The sequence below is a fragment of the Actinoplanes solisilvae genome, assembly GCF_003999975.1.
In the GTDB taxonomy this organism is placed as follows: Bacteria; Actinomycetota; Actinomycetes; order Mycobacteriales; family Micromonosporaceae; genus Actinoplanes; species Actinoplanes solisilvae.
On the sequence record NZ_RJAC01000007.1, the window covers coordinates 1 to 19271 of the forward strand.

Annotated in this window: 22 protein-coding genes; 10 read left to right on the forward strand and 12 right to left on the reverse strand. The window is 70.1% G+C overall.

Going from position 1 to position 19271, the window contains the following annotated elements:
- Positions 1–164: 164 nt before the first annotated feature.
- From EER30_RS19520 to trpC, 3 genes are all read right to left on the reverse strand, one after another.
- A complete protein-coding gene (locus tag EER30_RS19520) occupies positions 165–1106 on the reverse strand; it encodes an alpha/beta hydrolase (protein WP_127501939.1) in 942 nt (313 codons plus the stop codon).
- A 33-nt stretch (positions 1107–1139) separates the two neighbouring features.
- Positions 1140–1445 carry a putative quinol monooxygenase gene (locus EER30_RS19525; protein WP_127501940.1) on the reverse strand — a complete coding sequence of 102 codons (306 nt, stop codon included), beginning with the start codon at positions 1443–1445 and terminating at the stop codon, positions 1140–1142.
- 108 nt (positions 1446–1553) lie between these two features.
- Positions 1554–2345 carry an indole-3-glycerol phosphate synthase TrpC gene (gene trpC, locus EER30_RS19530; RefSeq protein WP_127501941.1) on the reverse strand — a complete coding sequence of 264 codons (792 nt, stop codon included), beginning with the start codon at positions 2343–2345 and terminating at the stop codon, positions 1554–1556.
- A 188-nt stretch (positions 2346–2533) separates the two neighbouring features.
- Here trpC and EER30_RS19535 point away from each other — a divergent pair, with 188 nt between their 5' ends.
- Together EER30_RS19535 and EER30_RS19540 are read left to right on the forward strand one after the other, a co-directional pair.
- Positions 2534–5863, forward strand: a complete 3330-nt coding sequence (locus EER30_RS19535) for an NACHT domain-containing protein (protein ID WP_164842388.1) — start codon at positions 2534–2536, stop codon at positions 5861–5863.
- A 179-nt stretch (positions 5864–6042) separates the two neighbouring features.
- Positions 6043–6399 (forward strand): hypothetical protein, encoded by a 357-nt coding sequence (locus tag EER30_RS19540; protein ID WP_127501943.1) that lies wholly within the window; start codon positions 6043–6045, stop codon positions 6397–6399.
- A gap of 52 nt (positions 6400–6451) precedes the next feature.
- Here EER30_RS19540 and EER30_RS19545 read toward each other — a convergent pair whose 3' ends face one another.
- On the reverse strand, positions 6452–6943 hold the full coding sequence (locus tag EER30_RS19545; protein WP_127501944.1) for an SRPBCC family protein: 492 nt from the start codon (positions 6941–6943) through the stop codon (positions 6452–6454).
- Positions 6944–7174: 231 nt separating this feature from the next.
- On the opposite strand from EER30_RS19545, the gene EER30_RS19550 reads away from it, so the two are divergent.
- Positions 7175–7660 carry a hypothetical protein gene (locus EER30_RS19550; protein WP_127501945.1) on the forward strand — a complete coding sequence of 162 codons (486 nt, stop codon included), beginning with the start codon at positions 7175–7177 and terminating at the stop codon, positions 7658–7660.
- A gap of 306 nt (positions 7661–7966) precedes the next feature.
- On the opposite strand, the gene EER30_RS19555 is transcribed toward EER30_RS19550, so the two are convergent.
- Positions 7967–8338, reverse strand: coding sequence for a hypothetical protein (locus tag EER30_RS19555; RefSeq protein ID WP_127501946.1), 372 nt, complete (start codon positions 8336–8338; stop codon positions 7967–7969).
- 406 nt (positions 8339–8744) lie between these two features.
- On the opposite strand from EER30_RS19555, the gene EER30_RS19560 reads away from it, so the two are divergent.
- The 4 genes from EER30_RS19560 to EER30_RS19575 all read left to right on the forward strand — a co-directional run bounded on the left by EER30_RS19560 (position 8745) and on the right by EER30_RS19575 (position 10789).
- Positions 8745–9881 (forward strand): helix-turn-helix domain-containing protein, encoded by a 1137-nt coding sequence (locus EER30_RS19560; protein WP_164842389.1) that lies wholly within the window; start codon positions 8745–8747, stop codon positions 9879–9881.
- A 232-nt stretch (positions 9882–10113) separates the two neighbouring features.
- Positions 10114–10296: a hypothetical protein gene (locus tag EER30_RS19565; protein ID WP_127501948.1), complete on the forward strand. Its 183-nt coding sequence runs from the start codon at positions 10114–10116 to the stop codon at positions 10294–10296.
- Positions 10293–10592 (forward strand): hypothetical protein, encoded by a 300-nt coding sequence (locus tag EER30_RS19570; RefSeq protein WP_127501949.1) that lies wholly within the window; start codon positions 10293–10295, stop codon positions 10590–10592. Before EER30_RS19565 ends, EER30_RS19570 begins: the two co-directional genes overlap by 4 nt.
- Positions 10589–10789 (forward strand): helix-turn-helix transcriptional regulator, encoded by a 201-nt coding sequence (locus EER30_RS19575; RefSeq protein WP_349290879.1) that lies wholly within the window; start codon positions 10589–10591, stop codon positions 10787–10789. The genes EER30_RS19570 and EER30_RS19575 overlap by 4 nt, the downstream gene beginning before the upstream one ends.
- An 18-nt stretch (positions 10790–10807) precedes the next feature.
- Here the strand turns inward: EER30_RS19575 and EER30_RS19580 are convergent, their stop codons facing one another.
- Together EER30_RS19580 and EER30_RS19585 are read right to left on the reverse strand one after the other, a co-directional pair.
- A complete protein-coding gene (locus EER30_RS19580; RefSeq protein WP_127501950.1) occupies positions 10808–13603 on the reverse strand; it encodes a phage tail tape measure protein in 2796 nt (931 codons plus the stop codon).
- A gap of 275 nt (positions 13604–13878) precedes the next feature.
- Positions 13879–14280: a P27 family phage terminase small subunit gene (locus tag EER30_RS19585; RefSeq protein WP_127501951.1), complete on the reverse strand. Its 402-nt coding sequence runs from the start codon at positions 14278–14280 to the stop codon at positions 13879–13881.
- Between the two features lie 225 nt (positions 14281–14505).
- Here EER30_RS19585 and EER30_RS19590 point away from each other — a divergent pair, with 225 nt between their 5' ends.
- Entirely contained in the window at positions 14506–14700 is a 195-nt protein-coding gene (locus EER30_RS19590; protein ID WP_127501952.1) for a hypothetical protein, read from the forward strand.
- Complete coding sequence (locus tag EER30_RS47120) at positions 14697–14870, forward strand: hypothetical protein (RefSeq protein WP_164842390.1); 174 nt, start codon at positions 14697–14699, stop codon at positions 14868–14870. The genes EER30_RS19590 and EER30_RS47120 overlap by 4 nt, the downstream gene beginning before the upstream one ends.
- 179 nt (positions 14871–15049) lie before the next feature.
- On the opposite strand, the gene EER30_RS19595 is transcribed toward EER30_RS47120, so the two are convergent.
- The 3 genes from EER30_RS19595 to EER30_RS19605 are packed head-to-tail and all read right to left on the reverse strand — an operon-like array spanning position 15050 to position 16617.
- Positions 15050–15814 (reverse strand): hypothetical protein, encoded by a 765-nt coding sequence (locus EER30_RS19595; protein WP_127501953.1) that lies wholly within the window; start codon positions 15812–15814, stop codon positions 15050–15052.
- Between the two features lie 5 nt (positions 15815–15819).
- Complete coding sequence (locus EER30_RS19600) at positions 15820–16194, reverse strand: hypothetical protein (protein ID WP_127501954.1); 375 nt, start codon at positions 16192–16194, stop codon at positions 15820–15822.
- Positions 16195–16221: 27 nt separating this feature from the next.
- Positions 16222–16617, reverse strand: a complete 396-nt coding sequence (locus EER30_RS19605) for a hypothetical protein (protein ID WP_127501955.1) — start codon at positions 16615–16617, stop codon at positions 16222–16224.
- 79 nt (positions 16618–16696) lie between these two features.
- Between EER30_RS19605 and EER30_RS47125 the strand changes: the two genes are divergently transcribed.
- Complete coding sequence (locus EER30_RS47125) at positions 16697–16870, forward strand: hypothetical protein (protein WP_164842391.1); 174 nt, start codon at positions 16697–16699, stop codon at positions 16868–16870.
- Between the two features lie 179 nt (positions 16871–17049).
- On the opposite strand, the gene EER30_RS19610 is transcribed toward EER30_RS47125, so the two are convergent.
- A complete protein-coding gene (locus tag EER30_RS19610) occupies positions 17050–17439 on the reverse strand; it encodes a hypothetical protein (RefSeq protein WP_127501956.1) in 390 nt (129 codons plus the stop codon).
- 155 nt (positions 17440–17594) lie between these two features.
- The gene (locus EER30_RS19615; RefSeq protein WP_127501957.1) at positions 17595–19076 is read right to left on the reverse strand and encodes a hypothetical protein; all 1482 of its coding nucleotides are present in this window, start codon (positions 19074–19076) and stop codon (positions 17595–17597) included.
- Positions 19077–19271 lie beyond the last annotated feature (195 nt).

Below are 19271 nucleotides of genomic sequence, written 5' to 3' on the forward strand. Positions count from 1 at the left end.
GGGCCTCGACCGCCAACCGGGTCGCACGCTCACGCAGCTCATCGGGGTACTTCTTCGGTGCCGGCATAGCTAAATCTTCTCCCAGGTTTCGATGTCTCCATCAAACCCGGGGCGAAACATTGAACCCGCGGAAGCGGGGCCGTTGGGGCAGGGTGTTGCGAGCGTCAGAGCGGGGTGGCGCTGAGCATTCGGGTCAGCCAGTTGGTGCGGGTGTGGCGGGCTGCGGCGGAGAGCGGGGCCTGGGGGTGCAGGGCGTCGAAGCCGTGGAAGCCGCCGGACCAGATGTGCAGTTCGGCCCGGCCGCCCGCGGCCCAGATCTGGGTGGCGTAGGCGACTACTTCGTCGCGGAAGACCTCTGCGGAGCCGGCGTCCAGATAGGCCGGGGGCAGGTCGCTCAGGTCGTTCGCCAGCGCGGGGGAGACGTACGCGGGAATCTCGGTCAGGCCGTTCAGCAGTGAGGACCAGCCGAAGGCGTTCATCTCTTGGGTCCAGACGCCGGGCTCGCCGGAGAACTGGTGGCTTGATGTGGTGTCGTTTCGGTGGTCGAGCATGGGGCCGATGAGGATCTGGGCGGCGATCGGCGGGCCCTGGCGGTCGCGGGACATCAGGGTCACGCCGGCGGCCAGGCCGCCGCCCGCGCTGGCGCCGGCCACGACGATGCGGGCCGGGTCGATGCCGAGTTCGTCGGCGTGGTCGGCTACCCACCGCAGGCCCTGGTAGCAATCGTCGACGAGTGTCGTGCCGGTGGCTTCCGGGGCCAGGCGATAGTCGATCGAGACGACTACCGCGCCCAGCTCGTCGAGCCATTCGAGGGGGATGTCGATCTGGGAGTAGCGGTTGCCCATGATCATTCCGCCGCCGTGGATCCAGTAGACGCAGGGAGCGTCCGAGGTGACGTTCAACGGGCGGATGATCGACAGGGGGAGCGGGGTGCCGTCCGGGGCCGGAATGGTGATCTCGCGCTGGTCGAGATCGTGGCGCGGTTCCATCGTGGCGGCGGCGTACGGGCGGATCAGGGCGAGCGTCTCGCGGTCGAGCGTGGGCACGAGCGGCAGGTCGGCGAGGAGCGTACGCAGGTCAGGGTCGAGCTCGGGGCGGGTGTGCACAGGGGTCTCCTGAAGGTCGGCGCGGAAGGCGGGTCAGAACGCGGCTTTGCCGCCGACGGGCACCTCGTCGGTGTACGCCGATTCGCCGGTCAGCAGCGGCTGCAGTGAAGCGACGAACGCCTGGGCCCGCTCGCCGGCGAAGAACGCGGCGTGCGCCTCCCGGCTGGTCCAGCCCTCGGTGACGTGCACGACGTCGGGGTCGGCGGCGGACCGCCCGACGAGAAAGACGACGCAGTTCTCGTCGGGCAGGGCCGGCGCCGCCAGCAGAAGCGACGTCAGCTCCTCGCCCCGGCCCGGAAATGCGGTCATCGAGGCGTGGAAGCCGTGCTGGACGTTCATGATGAACCTTCCCGATAGTGGAACCGGCGTGAACTCCGGTAACTTCAGGAAACCATCGTGAACAGGTCAAACACGAGAAAGATCTTCTCGGTTACTTGCCCAATCCTCTCAGCGCGGCTGACCCGCCTCGACCAGCGCGGCGGCGGCGTCGCGTGGGCTGGCGTTGGTCACGAGGCCCTCGCCCACGAGCACCGCGTCGGCTCCCGCCCCGGCATAACGCAGCAGGTCGTCGGGCCCGCGTACGCCGGACTCGGCCACCTTCAGCACCGAGCCGGGCAGCCTCGGCGCCAGCCGCTCGAACACGCCCCGGTCGACCTCGAGGGTGCGCAGGTTGCGGGCGTTCACGCCGATGATCCGGGCGCCCGCGTCGACCGCGCGGGAGACCTCGTCCTCGTCGTGCACCTCGACCAGCGCGGTCATGCCCAGCTCGTCCTCGACGAGTGTCCGAAGCCGGGTCAGGGTCGGCTGGTCGAGCGCGGCCACGATCAGCAGCGCCACGTCGGCCCCGAACGCGCGGGCCTCGTACACCTGATAGTCGCCGTACAGGAAGTCTTTGCGCAGCACCGGGATGCCGACGGCCTTGCGCACGGCCGTCAGGTCGGCCAGCGAACCCCCGAACCGCCGCTCCTCGGTCAGCACGCTGATCCACGTCGCGCCGCCCGCCTCGTAGTCGGCGGCCAGCCCGGCCGGATCGGCGATGGCCGCCAGATCACCCTTCGACGGCGACCGCCTCTTGACCTCGGCGATCACCGAAACCCCGGGCCGGGCCAGAGCCGCGTACGCGTCCAGGGCCGGCGGCGCCGCGGCCGCCCGCCGCACCATCTCGTCGTGGTTCGTCAGAGCCCGACGTTTCGCGACGTCCTCGCGGACCCCGGCCAAGATCCCATCCAGCACACTCATGCCCCGAACACTAGACACCGCCCGGCCGGGACAGCCCAGTGATGAAGATGACCGGTGCGCCGAGACACTCGACGGTGGACGGCACGGTATCGAGCAGCGCCGTGCGAATCGGACCCTTCGTCTGTTGGCAAGCGCACAGCCGAGCGGTACGAACGAAGGCGCGGGTGTCTATCGGAGAGGGGTGGGCCTTGACCGACGAACGGCCGCGCCCGCAGAGCTCCACCTCGGCGTCCGAGACCGGTTCGATCGACCTGACCGGCCTGCGCGGGGCGAACGTGGCGGTGTCCGGTGTCGTGCACGGCGCGATCACCGTGCTCAGCTTCGCCGGGCCGCCGATCACCCTGGCCGCGGTGCTCGGGCCGGCGATCATCGTCCCACTCCAATGGCAGGCCGTCGTCGCCGACCAGGTCGGGGCCGTGGCGCTGCTCGCCGGCTACTGGCTGGTGCTGGCCGCACTGCGGATGACCCTCGAGATCGCCTCGCGCCGGTTCGACTCGGTGAGCGCCGCCGCCGACGGGATCCTGGGCCGCTCGATCAGCCGATATCACCACCACTACCGGGCCTGGGTCGTGCGCCGCAACCGGTACCCGCAGTCGTCGCGACCCCTGCCCACGACCGGCGCGGTGAGTCCCGAGCTCGACGACATCTTCGTCGACGTCAGCGTCGTTCCGCGCCCGACCCACCTGGTGACCAGCGGCCTGCTCGACGACGCCCCGACCGGCGTGACCGACCGTCAGTCGATCTGGCAGTTCCTCAACCGGCGGCGCGCCGAGACGCTGATCCTGCTGGGCGCGCCCGGCAGCGGCAAGTCCACCCTGCTGCGTCACATCGCGCGCCGCATCGCGAACCGCCCGCCGCTGCCCGGCCGCCGCTGGGTGCCCGTGCTGCTCGAACTGCGTACACACGCCCACCTGATCCTCGCCGACCGCACCATCACGCTGCCCGACCTGGTCACGGCGGCCATGCGCGGGCTGCCGGTCGCCGAGCCGCCGGGCTGGTGGCGCGGCAAGCTGCGTCGCGGGCTCTGCGTCGTGCTGTTCGACGGGCTCGACGAGGTGCCCAGCATGCAGGACCGCGCGGCCATCGTGGACTGGCTTCGGCGCCAGGCCACCGATTACCCCGGCAATCACTTCCTGATCACGTCACGGCCGTACGGCTTCGATCGTCTGCGGGCCGACGAGTTCAAGACCCTGCAGGCCCGGCCGTTCACCGAGACCCAGGTGGGGGAGTTCATCGGCAAGTGGTACCTGGCCACCGAACGCGTGGAGGGCCCCGACAAGCGGAGCGCCGACGCGCGGGCCGCGACCGGCGCCACCGACCTGGTCGAGCGGCTCACCACCACCCCGGCGCTGCACGACCTGATGGTGAACCCGCTGCTGCTGACCATGATCGCCAACGTGCACCGCCACCGGAAGACGCTGCCCGAGAACCGGGTCCGCCTCTACACCGAGGTGTTCGAGGTGCTGCTCGGCCCGCGCGCGGAGGACGACCCCCAGGAGGCGAGCCGCCACGCCGAACAGGTCCAGGACGAGTTGTCGTACGTGGCTTTCGAATTCATGCGGGCCGGCGCGCTGCAGCTTCGCCGCGACGAGATGCCCGACCTGCCGCAGGCGATCGAGACGGGCAAGCGCAACGGCATCCTGGTCGAGCTCGACCACGACGTCTTCGCCTTCGCCCACCTGACGTTCCAGGAGTATCTGACCGCCTGCCACGTACGCCACCACAAGCGCGTCGATGTGCTCATCGCGGGCATCTCGACGACCTGGTGGCGCGAGACGATCCTGTTGTGGGCGGGCGCGCAGTCCGCGGACGAGGTCGTCGTCGCCTGTCTGGAGGCGGGCGGCGTGGGCGCGCTGTCGCTGGCCGTCGAATGCACCGACCTCGACGACGCGGTCCACCCCTCGCTCCGGCGCCGCCTCCAATTCAAGATCGACGAGGCGTACGCCGACGGCGCCGGCGACGAGCACCGGCGGGTCGTCGCCGGGGTGGAGGCCCTGCGCTACGTGCGGCGCAGCGTTCTGACCCCGGGCGGCAGCCGGCTCTGCGTCGGCCCGGTGCCGGCCCGGCTGCACTGGTTGTTCCGCCGGCTCGAACACGAGGATCCCGGCCCGGCCCCGGCGGCGGACGTGCCCGCGTACGGTCTCGGCGGCCGCGAGGTCCTCGCCTTCGTCGACTGGCTCAACCGGATGATCAGCGGCGGCGACCCGGACACCTCCTACCGGCTGGCGACCGCCGCCGAACTCGACACCCTCGCCGGGCGCGGCGACGACCTCGCGGCCGACCTGCGCCGCACGTCCCCGGCGGTCTGGGTGGCCGGCCGGCGGTCCGACCTGCCCCGCCTCTGGACCGCGCCCGGCACCCCGTCGCCCGCGGTGGTCAGTGGCTCGGAAATGGGCGGCTACCTGCGCGGCATCTTCGTCAGCCCGGCCCTGCTGCTCGACGTGCTGTCGGTCGGACTGCGGGCCCGTGCCGCGCTGACCCTCACCGCGATCGTCAACGTCGCCGACCTGGCCCGGCAGAACAGCGACTACATCGTTCTGCTGGCCTCACGGCCGTACGTGACCTTTCGGACCCCCGGGAACCGGGTCACCGGTCGGGCCGAGGTCGTCTACACCGAGCCGGTGAAGGGCAAGCACCCGTTCCGCGAGGACGCCGAGACCGCCCGGCAGAACCTCGAGGTCATCCTCCAGCTGCAGGATGCGATCTCCGTGCTGGCCGACGTGATCGGCGAGGAACGTGACATCGGGGGAGACGCGAGCATCGCCGGCATGGCCAACGCGATCCGCGCCGACCTCGTCCTGGCCGACCTTCACCGCCGCTGCGGCGAACTGGAGTCGATCGCCGACGTCTGGCGCAGGAGCACCCTGCAATCCCTGCGCGACATCAACCGCATCCGCGAACAGACCGATGTGGTGTCGAAGAGCTGCTCCTACCTGCTGCACAAGGCCGAGATGGCGACGAAGTCGTTCCGCCGGGTCCGCCTCGACACCGGCCGCCCGTGGAGATCCGCCGCCGACTACCTGGACGACGGCCTGTGGACGGTCTCCGGTCGTGACCCCGGCGCCCTGTTCCACTCGCTCCTGCAGCTCACCATCGGCCAGCACCTCGAATCCGCCCGCACCACGGCCCTCACGAACCGCAAACCCGAGGACGCCGACCGGGTGCTGACCGACTTCACGCACAACCTCGTCGCTCTGGCCGGCCTTCGCGAGAACCACACGATCGAGGCGTACGTCGACCAGGTGCGCGAAGGCCTGCCAGGTTTGATCCGGCGGTCCATGGACCTGCCCGGCGCCCTGCGTCCCCTGGTCGAGGGCCTGCGCGGCGCCGGGGAGCGGGCGTTCGCCCCGTCCGGCGGGTCCACCGACGATCACCGTGAGGCCCGGGTGATGGCGCTGGGCCTAGCGGCGTGCGCGTGGCCCAACGAGGACTACTTGTCGGTCGTGGCGGCTACGCTCATGCTGGAACGGCGGGCCCAGAACACCGCCCGCGAAGTCATCCACCTGGCATCCACCTAGGGCGTGTTTTGGAATGGTGCCGGGCCGCGGCCGCGGCCGAGGCCCAGCCGCCGCCTGGACGCACGCCGAAATCACCCAGATACAACACCGGTATCAGTGCAATTCCGGCGCACGCCCAGGCGACACCTGGACCGCGCCCGCGACTCGACCCCATTCCAAAACACGCCCTAGGAGACCCGATGACCCCCGGCCGCAAAATCCTCGCTGTCACCGGACTCGTGGTCGCCGCCCTGGCCGTGGTCTTCATGGTCGTCGGCTGGCGCACGGCGAGCGCCGTCGCTCCGGCGATCGCGGCGCTGGCCGCGGTCTCGGGCGTCGGCGTGACCGCGTGGGCCACGTTCGCCAGGGCCACCCAGTCCAAGCCGACCACCAAGCGCCTGACCGTCAGCGACACCGGCACCATCAAGACCGACGGGGCCGCCGAGGGAGTGACCGGTGCTGCCCTGGGCGACCGGCCGGCCCCCGACGAGGTCATCGTGCGCCGAACAGGCTCGATCGAGGGCGGCGGCGGAGTCACCGGCTACCGACAGGAATAGCCGGTTCATCTGCGACGGACCTCAACCCGAAGGCTCAGGCCATGTTGTCTGGTCAGCCCGTGGTGTTGCGGACGTCTTGGCCCTGCTCGGCGAAAGCCTTGAAGTCTTGCATGTGTTGCCGGGACTGTTTGCGGAAAGCGCCGGGCATCAACAGCCCGACCAACCGCATCAGTACGCCGCTGAAGCGGTACTCGTTTTCGCTCTGCCAAAGTGTCTTCTGCGGGCCGGCTTCAGTCAGACGCTCGCGGGCGGCGCTCCACATGCCCGCGCCGACGATCTCGCGCTCGAACTGAACGACGGCCTCACTCGGGATTTCGTGCAGGTCGCCCGGTTCCCGGCGGGTGATGGTCTCGGTGGCCTCCATTTTCTGCTTGCCCATCTGCAGCACGACTCGCGACACGGTGCCGACCTGCCCGTGGATGCCACTGATCGGCTCGTGCAGCACCAGGCCCCGCAGCCATTGCGGAAGAACCGCGGGGTCGGCCAGGAGCTGGGCCACCCTTTCTCTCGGCAGGGCGATCTCCATCTCGACGGTGTACTTCATCGCTCCCCGCTCACTTGCGGTTGTACTGATTTGCGCGGTGTCCTGACCTGCGCTGATCCGTGAATATAGCCGCTGACCAGCCTGAACGGCGTCACACGATGTCTCGGTAGGTCACGGCGTGTCCCGCTCTGGTGTGCCCAAAAAGTGCCCACCTACGTGCCCACGCAAGTCGACCCCCGGCGGTGTAGCGAGCACCGGTCCGGGGGCCTTGATCGCCCCAGGAGGCGACCAATGACCAGCATGCCCGAATCCATCACCAACGGCGACCAGATCAACGACAACACGGAGGTGATCGAGGTCGCCGACGGGCACGTCGTGCACATGTGCTGCGGCAAGCTCGACGACGCGGCGCACAAGAACTTCTGCCCGAACTGGCCCGGTGACGGCGGTTTCGCCGAGCGGTTCCTTGATGAGATGCGCGCCGCCCACGCTGCCCGCACGCCGGAGCAGGTGCAAGACGATCTCGCCGAGCGGGCCATGTCCACGCTCGTTGGCCTCGGCATGGTCGACCCCGAGGCTGGCGAGGCGCTGGTGAGCCTGTGGCGCCGTCGTGATCGGTTCTCGGCTGCCGAGCTGGAGGCGATCACTGTGGCGGCCAGCGCCCCCGTTCCCACGGTGAGGATGGCCGACGGAACCGCAAGGCGTGCCGGCTACGCGGATGGCCTCGTCGAGGGGTACGCGCGCGCTCGCGGCTTCACGGCCCGCATGCGCGACTGAAATCCGTCTCCGCGTGACGCATTTGCGGCCCGCTCCCTCACCGGGGGCGGGCCGCTTCGTATTGCGCAGGCGGCTGCGGAATCTGTCGCGCGTGGACCTGGGCCGACGGCTTACCTCGAGCACCACGCGACGTGTCGCGTCCCGCCACGGCGTGGCGGGAATTGCGCAGGCGCTTGCGCAATCGCGCAGAGGTCTGCGCGATCAGGATTCGGAACGCGGGTGCCGAATCCGTCGCATCCGGCCGCGCTCGACGCGTCGCCCACCGCGGTACGCGACGGATCGGCGGCCGCACTACGCGACGGATTCTCAAGAGCTCTTGCTGAAAGCGCCGATCAGGTCTACCGAGGCCGACGTCAAGCCCGCGCAGGTGGAGATGAGTGTCGCGTAGAAGATCGCCCGGTTCCGGCCGCTCTCCTCGACCGCCTCCTCGAGTGCAGGCGAAGCCGGTCCAGCATCGGCAGCCGACGGCTGGCCGGCGCGCACCGGTCGGGGCCTCGGCTTACGGCCGAGACCGATGAAGCCGAGCGGTCGCAGCCAGAGGTGATGCCGCGCTTGACCACACCCGAAGAAGAGGCCCTCTATGTCGTTCGGACAGTTGCCCGGCTTCGTCTTGAGCAGCACTCCGCAGTGACTCGGGATTTTCGTCATGACGAGCCACAGCACGACGGCGAGGATCACGCACACGGCCCCGAACCCGCTTCGCCAATGGGTTTGCCGGAGTTCGTTGATCGCGTACGCACTAGCGGCGAGCACCAGGCCAAGGACCCAGAGGCCGCGGTCGCGTGCCGTTGCTTTCCTCGATCTGCCCACCGTGACGCGTCCTTTCGGGCTCACGTCCGGGCGGTGAGCACCGATTCACGCTATGGAATCGCGTCGATGGGCACTGTCCATGATTCGACCGTCCAGCGAACTACGCGAGTGTTATTCGCTCCTCGGGTTCTCGGCGGGGGCTTGGGGGCCCGATCGGGGGCTTCACCATCCCTTGGCGCGAATCGAGCTCGCGCGTCCCCCGGGAGTACCGTCGGATTCGGCGGCCAGTTGTAGCGGCTGGCCGCCTCACCCTGACCGCTACCAGGGAGCACCGATGGCCGAGATCGGGCAACGTATCCGTGACCTGCGGACCGAGCGCATACCGCGCCTGACGCAGCACCAGCTCGCCGAGCGCGCCGGCGTGTCCGTCGACGTGATCCAAAAGCTTGAGCAGGGGCGCAAGGTCAACGCCCGGATCACCACGCTGTCCGCGATCGCCGAGGCTCTCGACGTCGACCTGGCGTCGCTGCTGAGCAAGCCGACCCACCTGGAGACGATCCCGCCCGACGGCGGCCTGCTCGCGCTCCGGCGCGCACTGACCCCGGTCACCGACGACGGAGGCGAGCCGGTCGACCCCGAGGACCTCCGAGGCCAGATGACCGAGGCATGGGCGGCCTACTGGAGCGGCGACTATGACCTGCTCAGCGGCTTCCTGCCGGGCGTCATCACCGGCTCTCGCGCGACCGCCTCCAAAGATCTGCTCGCCGAGGCGTGCCAGATCGCCGCGTGCACCCTGGTCCACCTCGGCCACTCCGACCTGTCGCTGGTCGCCGCCGACACCGCGCTGCGCACCGTGGAGAGCCCGCTGCTGCACGCTGCCCTGGTCGGCACGCAGTCCTGGGTACTGCTCAACCAGGCCCGGCCGGCCGACGCCGCGGTGACGGCCATCCGCGAGGCCGACGAGATGGAGCCGCGCCGCAAGGCCGAGCCCGCCGAGGTGTCGCTGTGGGGCAACCTGCTGGTGACCGCCGCGACGGCTGCGGCCCGGGCCGGGGACGACAGCGAGGCGGGCGACCTGCTCTCGGTAGCGCACGGCGCCGCAGTGCGGCTCGGCGGCCCGCGCAACGACTACGAGACAGCCTTCGGCGTCGAGCAGGTCGTGATGCAGCGCGTCGACGTCGCGGTCGTGGCCGGCGACTACGCCCGCGCCCTGGGGGCCGCCGCCGACATGCCGCCCGTGTCGACGCTGCCCCTCGCCGCGCAGGCTCGGCATCGTACGGACCTGGCGCACGCCCATGCCGCCCTCGGTCGGTTCGCGGACGCCGAGCGGCTGCTGCTGGAGATCGAGCGCATGGCGCCGCGCTGGATGCGCTACCAGGTGTTCCCCCGCTCGGTGGTCGGCGAGCTGCTCAACGCACGCCGACCGACGACGACGTTGCGCGCGCTGGCCCGGCGCCTCGGCGTCGAGTAGGACGGAACGTCCTATCTGGTCATGATCCGGCCGCACGAAAGTAGTGCGCTGCGTCCGTTCCTCTGAGTGATCGCCGAACCTACCTTCCGTATAGGAGGAGGCGCCTGCCTGCGAGGAGCCCGCGGTGGGCGCCGCCTCGACAATGGGGGCGGCGGGCGCCGAACACCATCTCGATCCGGGGCGGTAAAGGCAGGCGGCACCCGCCGCGCCCTTCAACGACGAGGGGGCCCCGATGCGCAGGTCACACGAGATACTCCGCCGGATCGTCTGGCGGCGCCGAGTCCAAGCCGCCCACGCCTGGCGTGACGCCGAACGCCACCAGGTCGCCCGGACCAACGCCATGGTCCGCTGGATCGTCGACCACCCGGTCATACCGCAGCCCGTTGTCGAGCTCGAGAGGGGAGACCGGCGGTGAGCAAGCTGTCCGACCGCAACCGCCGTCTCATGTCCGTGCGCGGCCGCCGCTGGCCGGACGGCGCCGTCGAGGCCTGCGAACGGCTTGAGCGCAGCGCTGGCGGCGACCTCGTCGTGTGGTGGCACCACGAGTGGACAGTGCCCGGCTTCGAGTGCAAGGAAGGCTTCTACGCGTGGCCGGCTTCCGCACCGGCCGGCACGATGGACTACAGATACGACCTGCCCGGCGGCCGGTGGATCAGGCGGCACGAGGTCTACGGCGCCACGATCGAAGAGCTGAAGCGCAGCCTGCGGTGAGCGCCCTCGGCGGCATGGCCTTGGCTGAGGTTGCCGAGTACCTCCGTGTCGACCGGCGTAAGGCGTACCGGATCACCAACCGCCCCGGCTTCCCGGAACCGTACGCGCGGCTCGCCCTCGGCCGGGTGTGGCTGGCCGCCGACGTCGAGGCGTGGGCGGCCGAGCACTGGCCGATGACCCCGCCCGCCACATCCTGAACGGGCGGGGCCCCCACGTCAGCTCGCCGCCAGGCCCAGGTGCTGCTTCATGGTCGCGGTCAGGCCTGCGCTGGTGCGCATCTCCTTGACGATCTGAGTGCCGAGGGTGCCGCGGCCTTCGAGCACGATGCGGTGCTCGTGGATGATCGTCTGCGTCGTCGACGCGGGTGCCCGCATCACCGTCGACTGCGAGACCGGGGTGGCCGTGCGCATAGGTCCGGAGCCGACGGCCTCTCGGCGGAGCCGCATCATCGCCGCGTGGCCGCCGACCGCGTCGACCTCCCGGGCCGTCCACACGTGCTCGCCCGGGGCCAGCATGCGGATCTCGGAGTCCTTGCCCTTCGGGCCGGGCCCAGTGACCGGGCCGCCGTAGGCGAGACCGCCGACTTGGCCGCGCGCGACACCGTCGGGGCTGTAGGGCTTGCCGAAGGTCAGGAAGTTCTGCTTGATCGTGACGGTCCACTTCGTCTTCATCGACGCGAGCTCGCCCTTGAGGTCGCGGATCTGCTTACGGGCGGTCGCCGCGCCGGGGGCGCTGACGTTGGCCTTGTAGTTCCCGGCGTAGCTGTCGGCCGCCTTCTTGGCCTCGCCGAACTGCTTCTCGACGTCGCCGATCTGCCGCTCGGTGAGGCCAGCGTTCAGCAAGGTCTGCCGCAGCGACGGGCTGAGCTTGCCGTCGAACGTTGAGCCCAGCGCGCCCACCTTGCCCTGCAGGTCGATCGCCGCGAGCGCGAGGTTGACGGTTGCCTCCTTGGCCTCAATGGAGTTTCGGCCGTGCTTCTTGACCGCCGTCGCCGCGGCAGTTTGCGCCTCGGTCAGGTCGCGTTGGCTGGCCAACAACCCGAAGACCGGATCGGCCTCGGCCTTCATCTGGTCGGCGAGCTGAACGAGGGCCTCGCGGTGGCCGTCAGCTGCGCCGGCCGCGGACTCGGCCGCGGTCTTGTACTCCTTCGTCTCCCTGGTCGCGTCGGCCATCGGGCCGGGGATGTTGGCGGTCGCGTCGGCCAGGCCGCCAGTGGCCCCGGCAGCCGTCTCCAGCGCGGCCGCGTACGACGGGAACTGCTTCTTGAACTCCTCCATCGTGACGCCGCCGGTCGCCAGTTCCTGCGCGAGCTTCTGGAAGACGTCGTTCGCCGCTTCGGCCTTGCCGCCCTGCACCAGCGAGGCGAGCGCCGCGTCCATCGCCTCCACGCGCTCGCGCGTCTTGGTCAGCGAGGTGGCCGTGCCGTCGAGGCCGGGGATCAGGCCCTCCAGGCCGTCCTGCATGTTCTTCACGGCCTGGCGGCGGTTGTTGTCCTCGTCGGCGAGGAACTCGAAGCCGACCTTCAGGTCCTCCAGGTTGTCGCCGAGCACGCGCGACGACTCCCCGGCGAGCTCGCCGGTCTCGGCGTATCGCTGGAGGCCGGTGGCCATCGCCTCGACCTGCGGGTTGAGGTCCTTCTGGAACTGGTTGATCACCGTGCCTGCGAGCTCCAGGGCCACGAAGGCGAGGCCGGCCTTGGTCGCCGCCGAGCCGACTCGCTGCAGGCCCCTGGCGGCGCGCTCGCCCGTCGGGCCCATGTTGGTCAGCTCCTCGCGCAGCTCGGCCGAGGTCCGGCGCGCCTTCAGCATGCCGGCGCCGACCAGTAGGCCCGCACCGGCCAGGCCGCCGAGTGCGACAACCGAGTTGCTGAGCCATGTCGGCATCTCGGCGAACTGGTCGACCAGCTCGTTCAGGGCCTTGGTGATCAGCCGCAGGCCACCGGCGCCGCCCTCGCCGGACTCGATCGCGAGGGTCTCGAGCGAGCCCTTGAGGCGCTCCAGATCACCGATCAGGTTGTCCGTCATCGTCTTCGCGGTCTCGGCCGCGTAGCCCGAGTCGTTGACCTTGTCGATCCAGCCCTGGATGCCCTGCTCGCCCTGCTCGTACAGGATCGACGCCGCTCGGATCGCGTCCGACCCGAAGATCGTGGCCAACGCACTGTTGCGCTGCTCCTGGGTGAGCGTCGACAACTGCGTCTTCAGCGACCCGGCCAGCTTGGTGATGCCGACGAACTTGCCCTGCGCGTCGTAGACCTGGATCCCCAGGTCCTCCATCAGGCCCTTCGCCTTGTCGGTCGGGTTGGCCAGCATCAGCATCGCGGTCTTCAGCGACGTGCCGGCGTCGGAACCGAGCAGGCCCGCGCTCGCGAAACTTCCCAGGGTGCCGACGGTGTCCTCGATCGTGAGGCCCATCTGGGCGGCGACGAGGCCGGTCTGGTTCAGGGCCATGCCCATGTCGTGGACGGAGCCCTGGGCTTTGCCGGCGGCCGCGGCGAGCAGGTCGGCGATGTGCGGGACGTCTTTGCCCTTGAGCTTGAACTGGGTCATGGCGCTGGCCGCGGTCTCGGCCGCCTCGGCGACGTCGAGCTGGCCGGCGGCGGCGAGGTTCAGCGCGCCGGACAGGCCACCGCCGAGGACGTCGGCTGTCGCCACACCGGCCTTGGACAGCTCGGTGATCGCCCCAGCCGCCTCGGTTGCCGAGTAGGAGGTGGACTTCCCGGCCTCCAGCGCCGCCTGCTTCAGCGCGTCGATCTCGCCCGCGCTGGCGTGGGTCGCGGCCTGAACGCCGGACATCGCCTTCTCGAAGTCGGCGTTCGCCTTGACGGCGTAGCCCGCGATGCCCGCGATGGCGAGGCCGGCCATGCCCGCACGGTCGGCGACCGCGTCGAGCTGGCCGGCCTGGGCCGCCTTGTCGAGCTCACCGACGAAGTCCTTCGTCGCCATGCCCGCGCGCTTGATCCCGGACACGTAGGCCGAGACGTCGGCGAGCAGCTTCACTCCGACGGTGCGCATATCAGCTTGCCCTCGTCTCTAGAGCTGTTTTGTCGTAGCAGGGCCGGCCATAGGCCTCAATGCATGTCCTGGACCCCGGACGGCTGCAGCCCTTCGTCGCGCACCACTCGTCCCGCGCGTCGTGCCACGCCGACCAGGCGCTCACCGGCACCCCGCCGCTCACGTCCACTTCCTCGTGTTCGACCCACAGGAGGAAGCCGCATAACCAGTCCGGCGGGGGGATCCGATCACCGCTCGGCGACAGTCCGCCGTCGGCAATCAGGGGCACGCTTCGCCTACGTGCCATCCGAGGCCACTTTCGGCCGGTGCCACGGGTCTGCTGCCCATCGGGCATGGGCGGCCTTCCGGGCACGCGCCTGCACGAGGCTGGGGATCGATGAGCCGTCCTCGTCTGGCAGCTCCAGTTGCGCCAGGAGGCGACCGAACAGCTGCCGGGTCGCTCGGCTCTGCGCGAGCGCCGGATGGACACGCATCTGCCCCGTTGAGCCGGTTACGCGCACGCCGTCGTCGGCGACCAGGCGGCGAAGCGCGTCGAGCTCGTCGAGGCAGCGGCATGCCTCGGCCAGCAGCTCGACCTCGGCGACCGTGAGCTCCCACGTGACGATCACGCGGTCCCAGAATTCGCGGCCCCGTTCGCCCAGATCGGGGGGCGCTGGCGGCCGATCGTCTTCACTCACGGTTACCTCCACCGGGGGGAAATTGGTGCCATGCAGTGCCGCACCACAGAGAGCCCTCCCCGGCGGTCCTCCGTTTGAGGCTTCGAGGGGGTCACCCCCCACCCCCTGTGACGCACCGTCACCGTTCCGAGTGACTCGGACAGGTAGTCCGTTGCCCATCGACGGCGAACCCGTTGACGATCATCAGTGGCGACCAGGGTGGTCTTGGTCGTGAAGGGGGGACGCGTGGTCATCCACGCTTTGCACGAGGTTGAGATCCGGTTGAGGGCCGAGCCAGAGGAGGTGCTGGGCACGGTGCGTCTGCCCAAGCGATTCACTGGATTCGAGATCGCGTTCGGCGAGCAGCGGTTTGCGGTGGTAGAGGATCGGGTGGGCGCGATGGGCAACGTCGTCTTCGTGGTGCCGGCGGTAGAGCGGTGAGCATGTGGCATGAGGCGGCCGACGCACTCGGCCAGGTGGATCCGGAGACCGAGGAGCTGACGGTCGACCAGCGACTCAAGTACGCCGAGGTGAAGGCGCTGCTGTCCATTGGGCAGGAGTTGTCGAGGATTCACGAAGAGGGGATCAACCCGAAGTTCACCAGCATCTGACTGCTGTTGTGGCGCCCGGCCCAGCTCCCGCCTAGCCGAGCGCGGGAGCTGGCACAGCCGTCGCTGACCGGTATGCACGCGGGTGATCGCCGCGCTTACGGCCATCGCTCCTCGGGCCAGCCCGGGGCGGCCAAGAGTGACATTGACGGCGGGGGTGCAGCTCATCGCTCGGCCGAGCCTCAGGCGAGGAGTTGGTCGACGGTGATCATCGGACGCAGGGGGACGCCCGGGCCGCGGTGCCTGTTGAACGCCTCGGCCTGGTTGTTGGCCGCCTGCACCAGGCTCGGCAGGGTGCGCACCTCTTCCGGAGGACGGATCAAAGTGAACATCTGCTGCTCGAACAGGGCCTCGACCTCGCCGGTGTAGCCACCGATCAGGCGGTTGAGCTTGCGCCACTCACGGGCCAGGGCGCCAGAAGTCGGGCTGTGTTCACTGGCCCAGCGATCGAAGGTCCTCCAGTCGCTCTCGTCGAGCGCTGCGGTCAACGTGGCGCGCAGGGTGGATTCGTCACCAAAGCGCTGGGCGTCGGCGAGCACGCGAGCCCGCTTCTCCGCTCCAGCTTGCCGCTCGAACGCCGCGGTGAAAGCGCTGAGCAGAACAACGCGGTCTGCGGGAGACGCGTCAGTGGGGATGCCTGGACCGAGAGGGAGGCCCGTGGAAGTGATCCAAGTCATCCGGCGCGCGCGCCGGGCGTCGAGGTCAACCCGAAGTTCGCCGAGCCGCTGCACGCACGTGTTGTACGCCTTGACGACGCCGACGGCGCGGTAGAGGTCCGTGAGGGAGTGATCCATGCGCGCCATCTGTGCGGCGCGGACGAAGGTGTCCTTCGCCTCTCCGGCCGCGATGAACGCCGGGTCTTCCCGTACTTCAGGCAACGATGGGGGCTCGCCGGGCGTCGGGGGCCTGCCGGCGTTCAGCGCGTTCAGGACCGGAAGGTCGGGCATGACTCTTAGCTCCTTCGGGCGACAAGGGCCTCCACGTCCTCGCGGGCCCAGGCGTTGCGGGTGACCGGCTCGATTCCCTCGGCCCTGGCCAGCCGGCGTGCGTGACGGGGAGACACGCCGAGCCGGTCGGCCAGGGCCGAGGTCGGCACCGGGCAGGTAAGGGCCGAGCGTGGATCAATGTCCGCGGATGTCCGCGATTCGTGTCCGTTCGCGTCCGTCAGGTGGCTGAAAGCCGCCGCCCGCAACACATCCAGCGCCTCGGCGATCTCGGGGCGGACCCGTCCGCCGTCGGCCCGGCGGCGCTCGACGGCTTCGCGCAGCGCACGCCAGACCGGATCGGCGATGGCCGGCGACAGCCACACTCCGCCGCCGATCGGCACGGCGGCCCTCCGGTCCGGCTGCACGGCTCAGCCCTCGGCGCGTACGAGCTCGCGGCCGACGTGACGCAGCGCGCCGAGCACGTTGGCCCGGTACGCACCGCGGAAGATCTCGGGGACCGTCCCGGCGAGCGCGTCGAGCATGCCGAGAAGGTTCGGGGGCAGTGGCGCCGTTCGCGCTTCGGGCAGCCAGCTCGCGCACGGAGGGCAGACCCAGCAGTCGCCGGCCGACAGCTGAGTTCCGGCAAAGTCGACGGGCGACGGCAGCCTCGCGGCGAGCCACTGCGTCAGATCGGGGTGATCGTCGCCGCTTGCGGGACACAGCACGCAGCGGCGTTCGGGCCTGGTCGTGGTGACGAAGTCGGTGACGGCCTGGCGGATGGCGTCCTCGTCGCCCGCGGCGACCCGGGAGCCGAAGTCCTGCATGGTGCTCTCCTTCAGGGAGTGGCGGGCTATCCGTTCGGTGGACGGTGATCTAGGGGGTGCGGGCCGTACCGTGCGGGCCATGGAGTCGAATGCGCGCTCGCGGTGGTCGCTGAGCTTCACCGGGAACCGGGTCATGCTCGGGGTCGTCCTCGGCCTGGTCGTCTTCGTGACGACGCGGAGCATCCTCGGCGGCGTGGTCGTCGGCGGGCTGGCGTTCGTCATCGCGACGGTTTTCACTCGCCTGCGCTCGTAGGCGTTCGGCTCGCGGCTTGGCCGACTTGACCCGGCCGCTCTCCGGTACGACGGTCTGAGGGCTGCGGTGGGCGCGGGGCCCGTGCTGGCGGTCGACGCGCGCCGCCTGCTGGTGCTGGGGGCACGGCGGTTCGTCGACCTCGGAGCAACACGGCGGTAGGCGCTTGGCCGCGCTGTCGTTCACGGCCGGTCCGTGCCGGCGACGAGGCCGAGCCGCAGGGCCAGGCGCGCGGCGGCCGTCAGGTGCGGGCGGCAGAGCGTCGAGGTGGGGACGGCCGCGACGGGGCACATCTGTCCCTCGTCGACGAGGTACCGGCAGCGGCCGTTCGGCTTCGGGATGACTGCGGCGGCGACGTCGCGGGCGAGCCTGGCGGCGTGGCGTCGCTCCAGGCCGGCGGCCCGGCGTGCGGCGAGCTCCTCGCGTTCCCGGCGCCGCTCACCCCGGGCCTCGAGCGTCTTCTCAACCGCAGTGCGGAGACGGTTCTCCCAATCGATCGGTTCGACAGCAGGCGAGGCTGAGTCGAGGTGTGGACGCGTCTCATCCGGATGTGGACATGTGGACGTGTCCACATCGGGTCCGGGCTCGCGCGCTACGCGAAAGAGAGTATTTGCCTCTTTTCTATACGGAGCGTCGAATTCGCTCTCACTCTGAGTCGATATTTTTCGATCCGTCATGTCTCGCGTCCGTCCACACGTTGTCCACATGTCCACATGTCCACGTCGCCTCAGAGGGCGGTCAGGAGGTTGTCGTCGAGCCAGACCCATCGCTGCTTGACCGCGTGCTCGACCGCCGCGTCGAACAGCGGGCGATCACGGCCCGCGAGCTTCCGGCGTGCCTCGCCGAGGGTGAGGGACTCGTCTTCGGCGAAGGCCTTGAGTCGCCCGGCGACCCGCTCGACAGCCGCGGAAGCCTGGAGCCCAGCGGCGGTGACAGCGCGGGCCTCGCGGGTCTTGCGTTCAAGCTGTCGCTCGGCCTCCTCGTCGGCTTGGCGCTGCTGGAAGCGCAGCAGCGAGTCGCGGATGGCGCAGGAGGTGGCCCAGATCAGCCCGGAAAGCCGCCAGTCCTCGCGATCGACGTGCATCCGGCCGTCGAGCAGGCAGAGCAGGGCGGCGAGCTTGCACCGCATCAGCGGCTCGTGGGAGTCGAGCGGGTCGACCTCGATCTCGCCGAGGTGCTTCTGCCGGGTCTGCGCGCGCAGTGCCTGGCGAATCTCCGGCGGGAAGGTCACGACGCCCTGCTTCGGCCAGCGCGGGAGATCGACCGGGCCCGGCCACTCGTGGTCTTCCTCGGGCATCTCGGTGTCCTGCGCGCCGATCCACAGGAACCTCTGCGGTGTGCCCGGCCCGACATCGGAGAGCAGGCCGGCGGCGACCTCGGGCTGGAAGCCGACAAGCAGCCCCATCGAGTAGTCGCCGTTCGGGACCATGCGCGTCGTCTCGTCGCGGGCGTTGGCCTGGCCGAGGGTGCCGCCGACCCACGCCGTGCGCAGCGTGGCGCCAAGGATGGCGCCCTGGCGGTCGCGCATCAGCTTCGTGAGGGTCTCGCCCTCGTCGACGTAGAAGTACGCGTTGTGCCGCACCTGCGCGCGGACCTTCTCCATGATCGGGTCGCCCTTGAGCGGGCCGCCCTTGTGAACGCGGCCGGTGTCCCGCTCCTTCGAACCCATGAAGACCTCGGCCAGGCCCTCGCCCGTGCCGACGCCCACGCCGTCGCGGAACACCTCGAAGTCGGCCTTGCCGTCCAGCGTGCCGAGGGGGTGCGGCACCTTCACCAGCTCGCTCGCGGCCCGCGAGGCCTCGCTCTTGCCGATTCCGGATCCGGCGAGCAGGCACGCGAACAGGTTCATCGATCCGGACGGGCCGCGGCCCGAGTCGAACTTCACCCCATGCGGGACCATGCCGGCGGACCGGGCCAGCACCGCAGCGAGCACGGCGTCCGGGTGCGTCATGGTTGCCCACGCGGCTTGCCGAATCTGCTTGAGTAGCGGTCGGGCCTCCCAGAACTCATCGGGCAGTCGGCGCGTAGCGACAACGATCGTCTCGGGACTGTCGGCGTGCTCAGGCTCGGGGGCGTAATGCACCGCGGGCGGCTGCTCGGGCCAGACGTCGAGCTGTTTGCTGGCGTCGTCACGGGAGCAGTGCCAGCACGTACCGTCCGGGTCGAGGGTGACGCGGCATCGGCCGCACTGCGGGAGCGAGCCCGTCACGATCGGCTCCGACTGACCCACTCGGGGCCGTAGGTGTGCGCGATGAAGCGGTCCATCGCGTGCGTGGCAGAGCGCTGTGCCCTGGCTCTGTAGGCAGCGATGCGCGCGAACCGTTCGGCACTCGCCCGCAGTCCTGTGCGTGGGAGGGCGTCGGTGCCAATCGGTACGATCACGGCGGTCGAGGTGTTGTCGGGG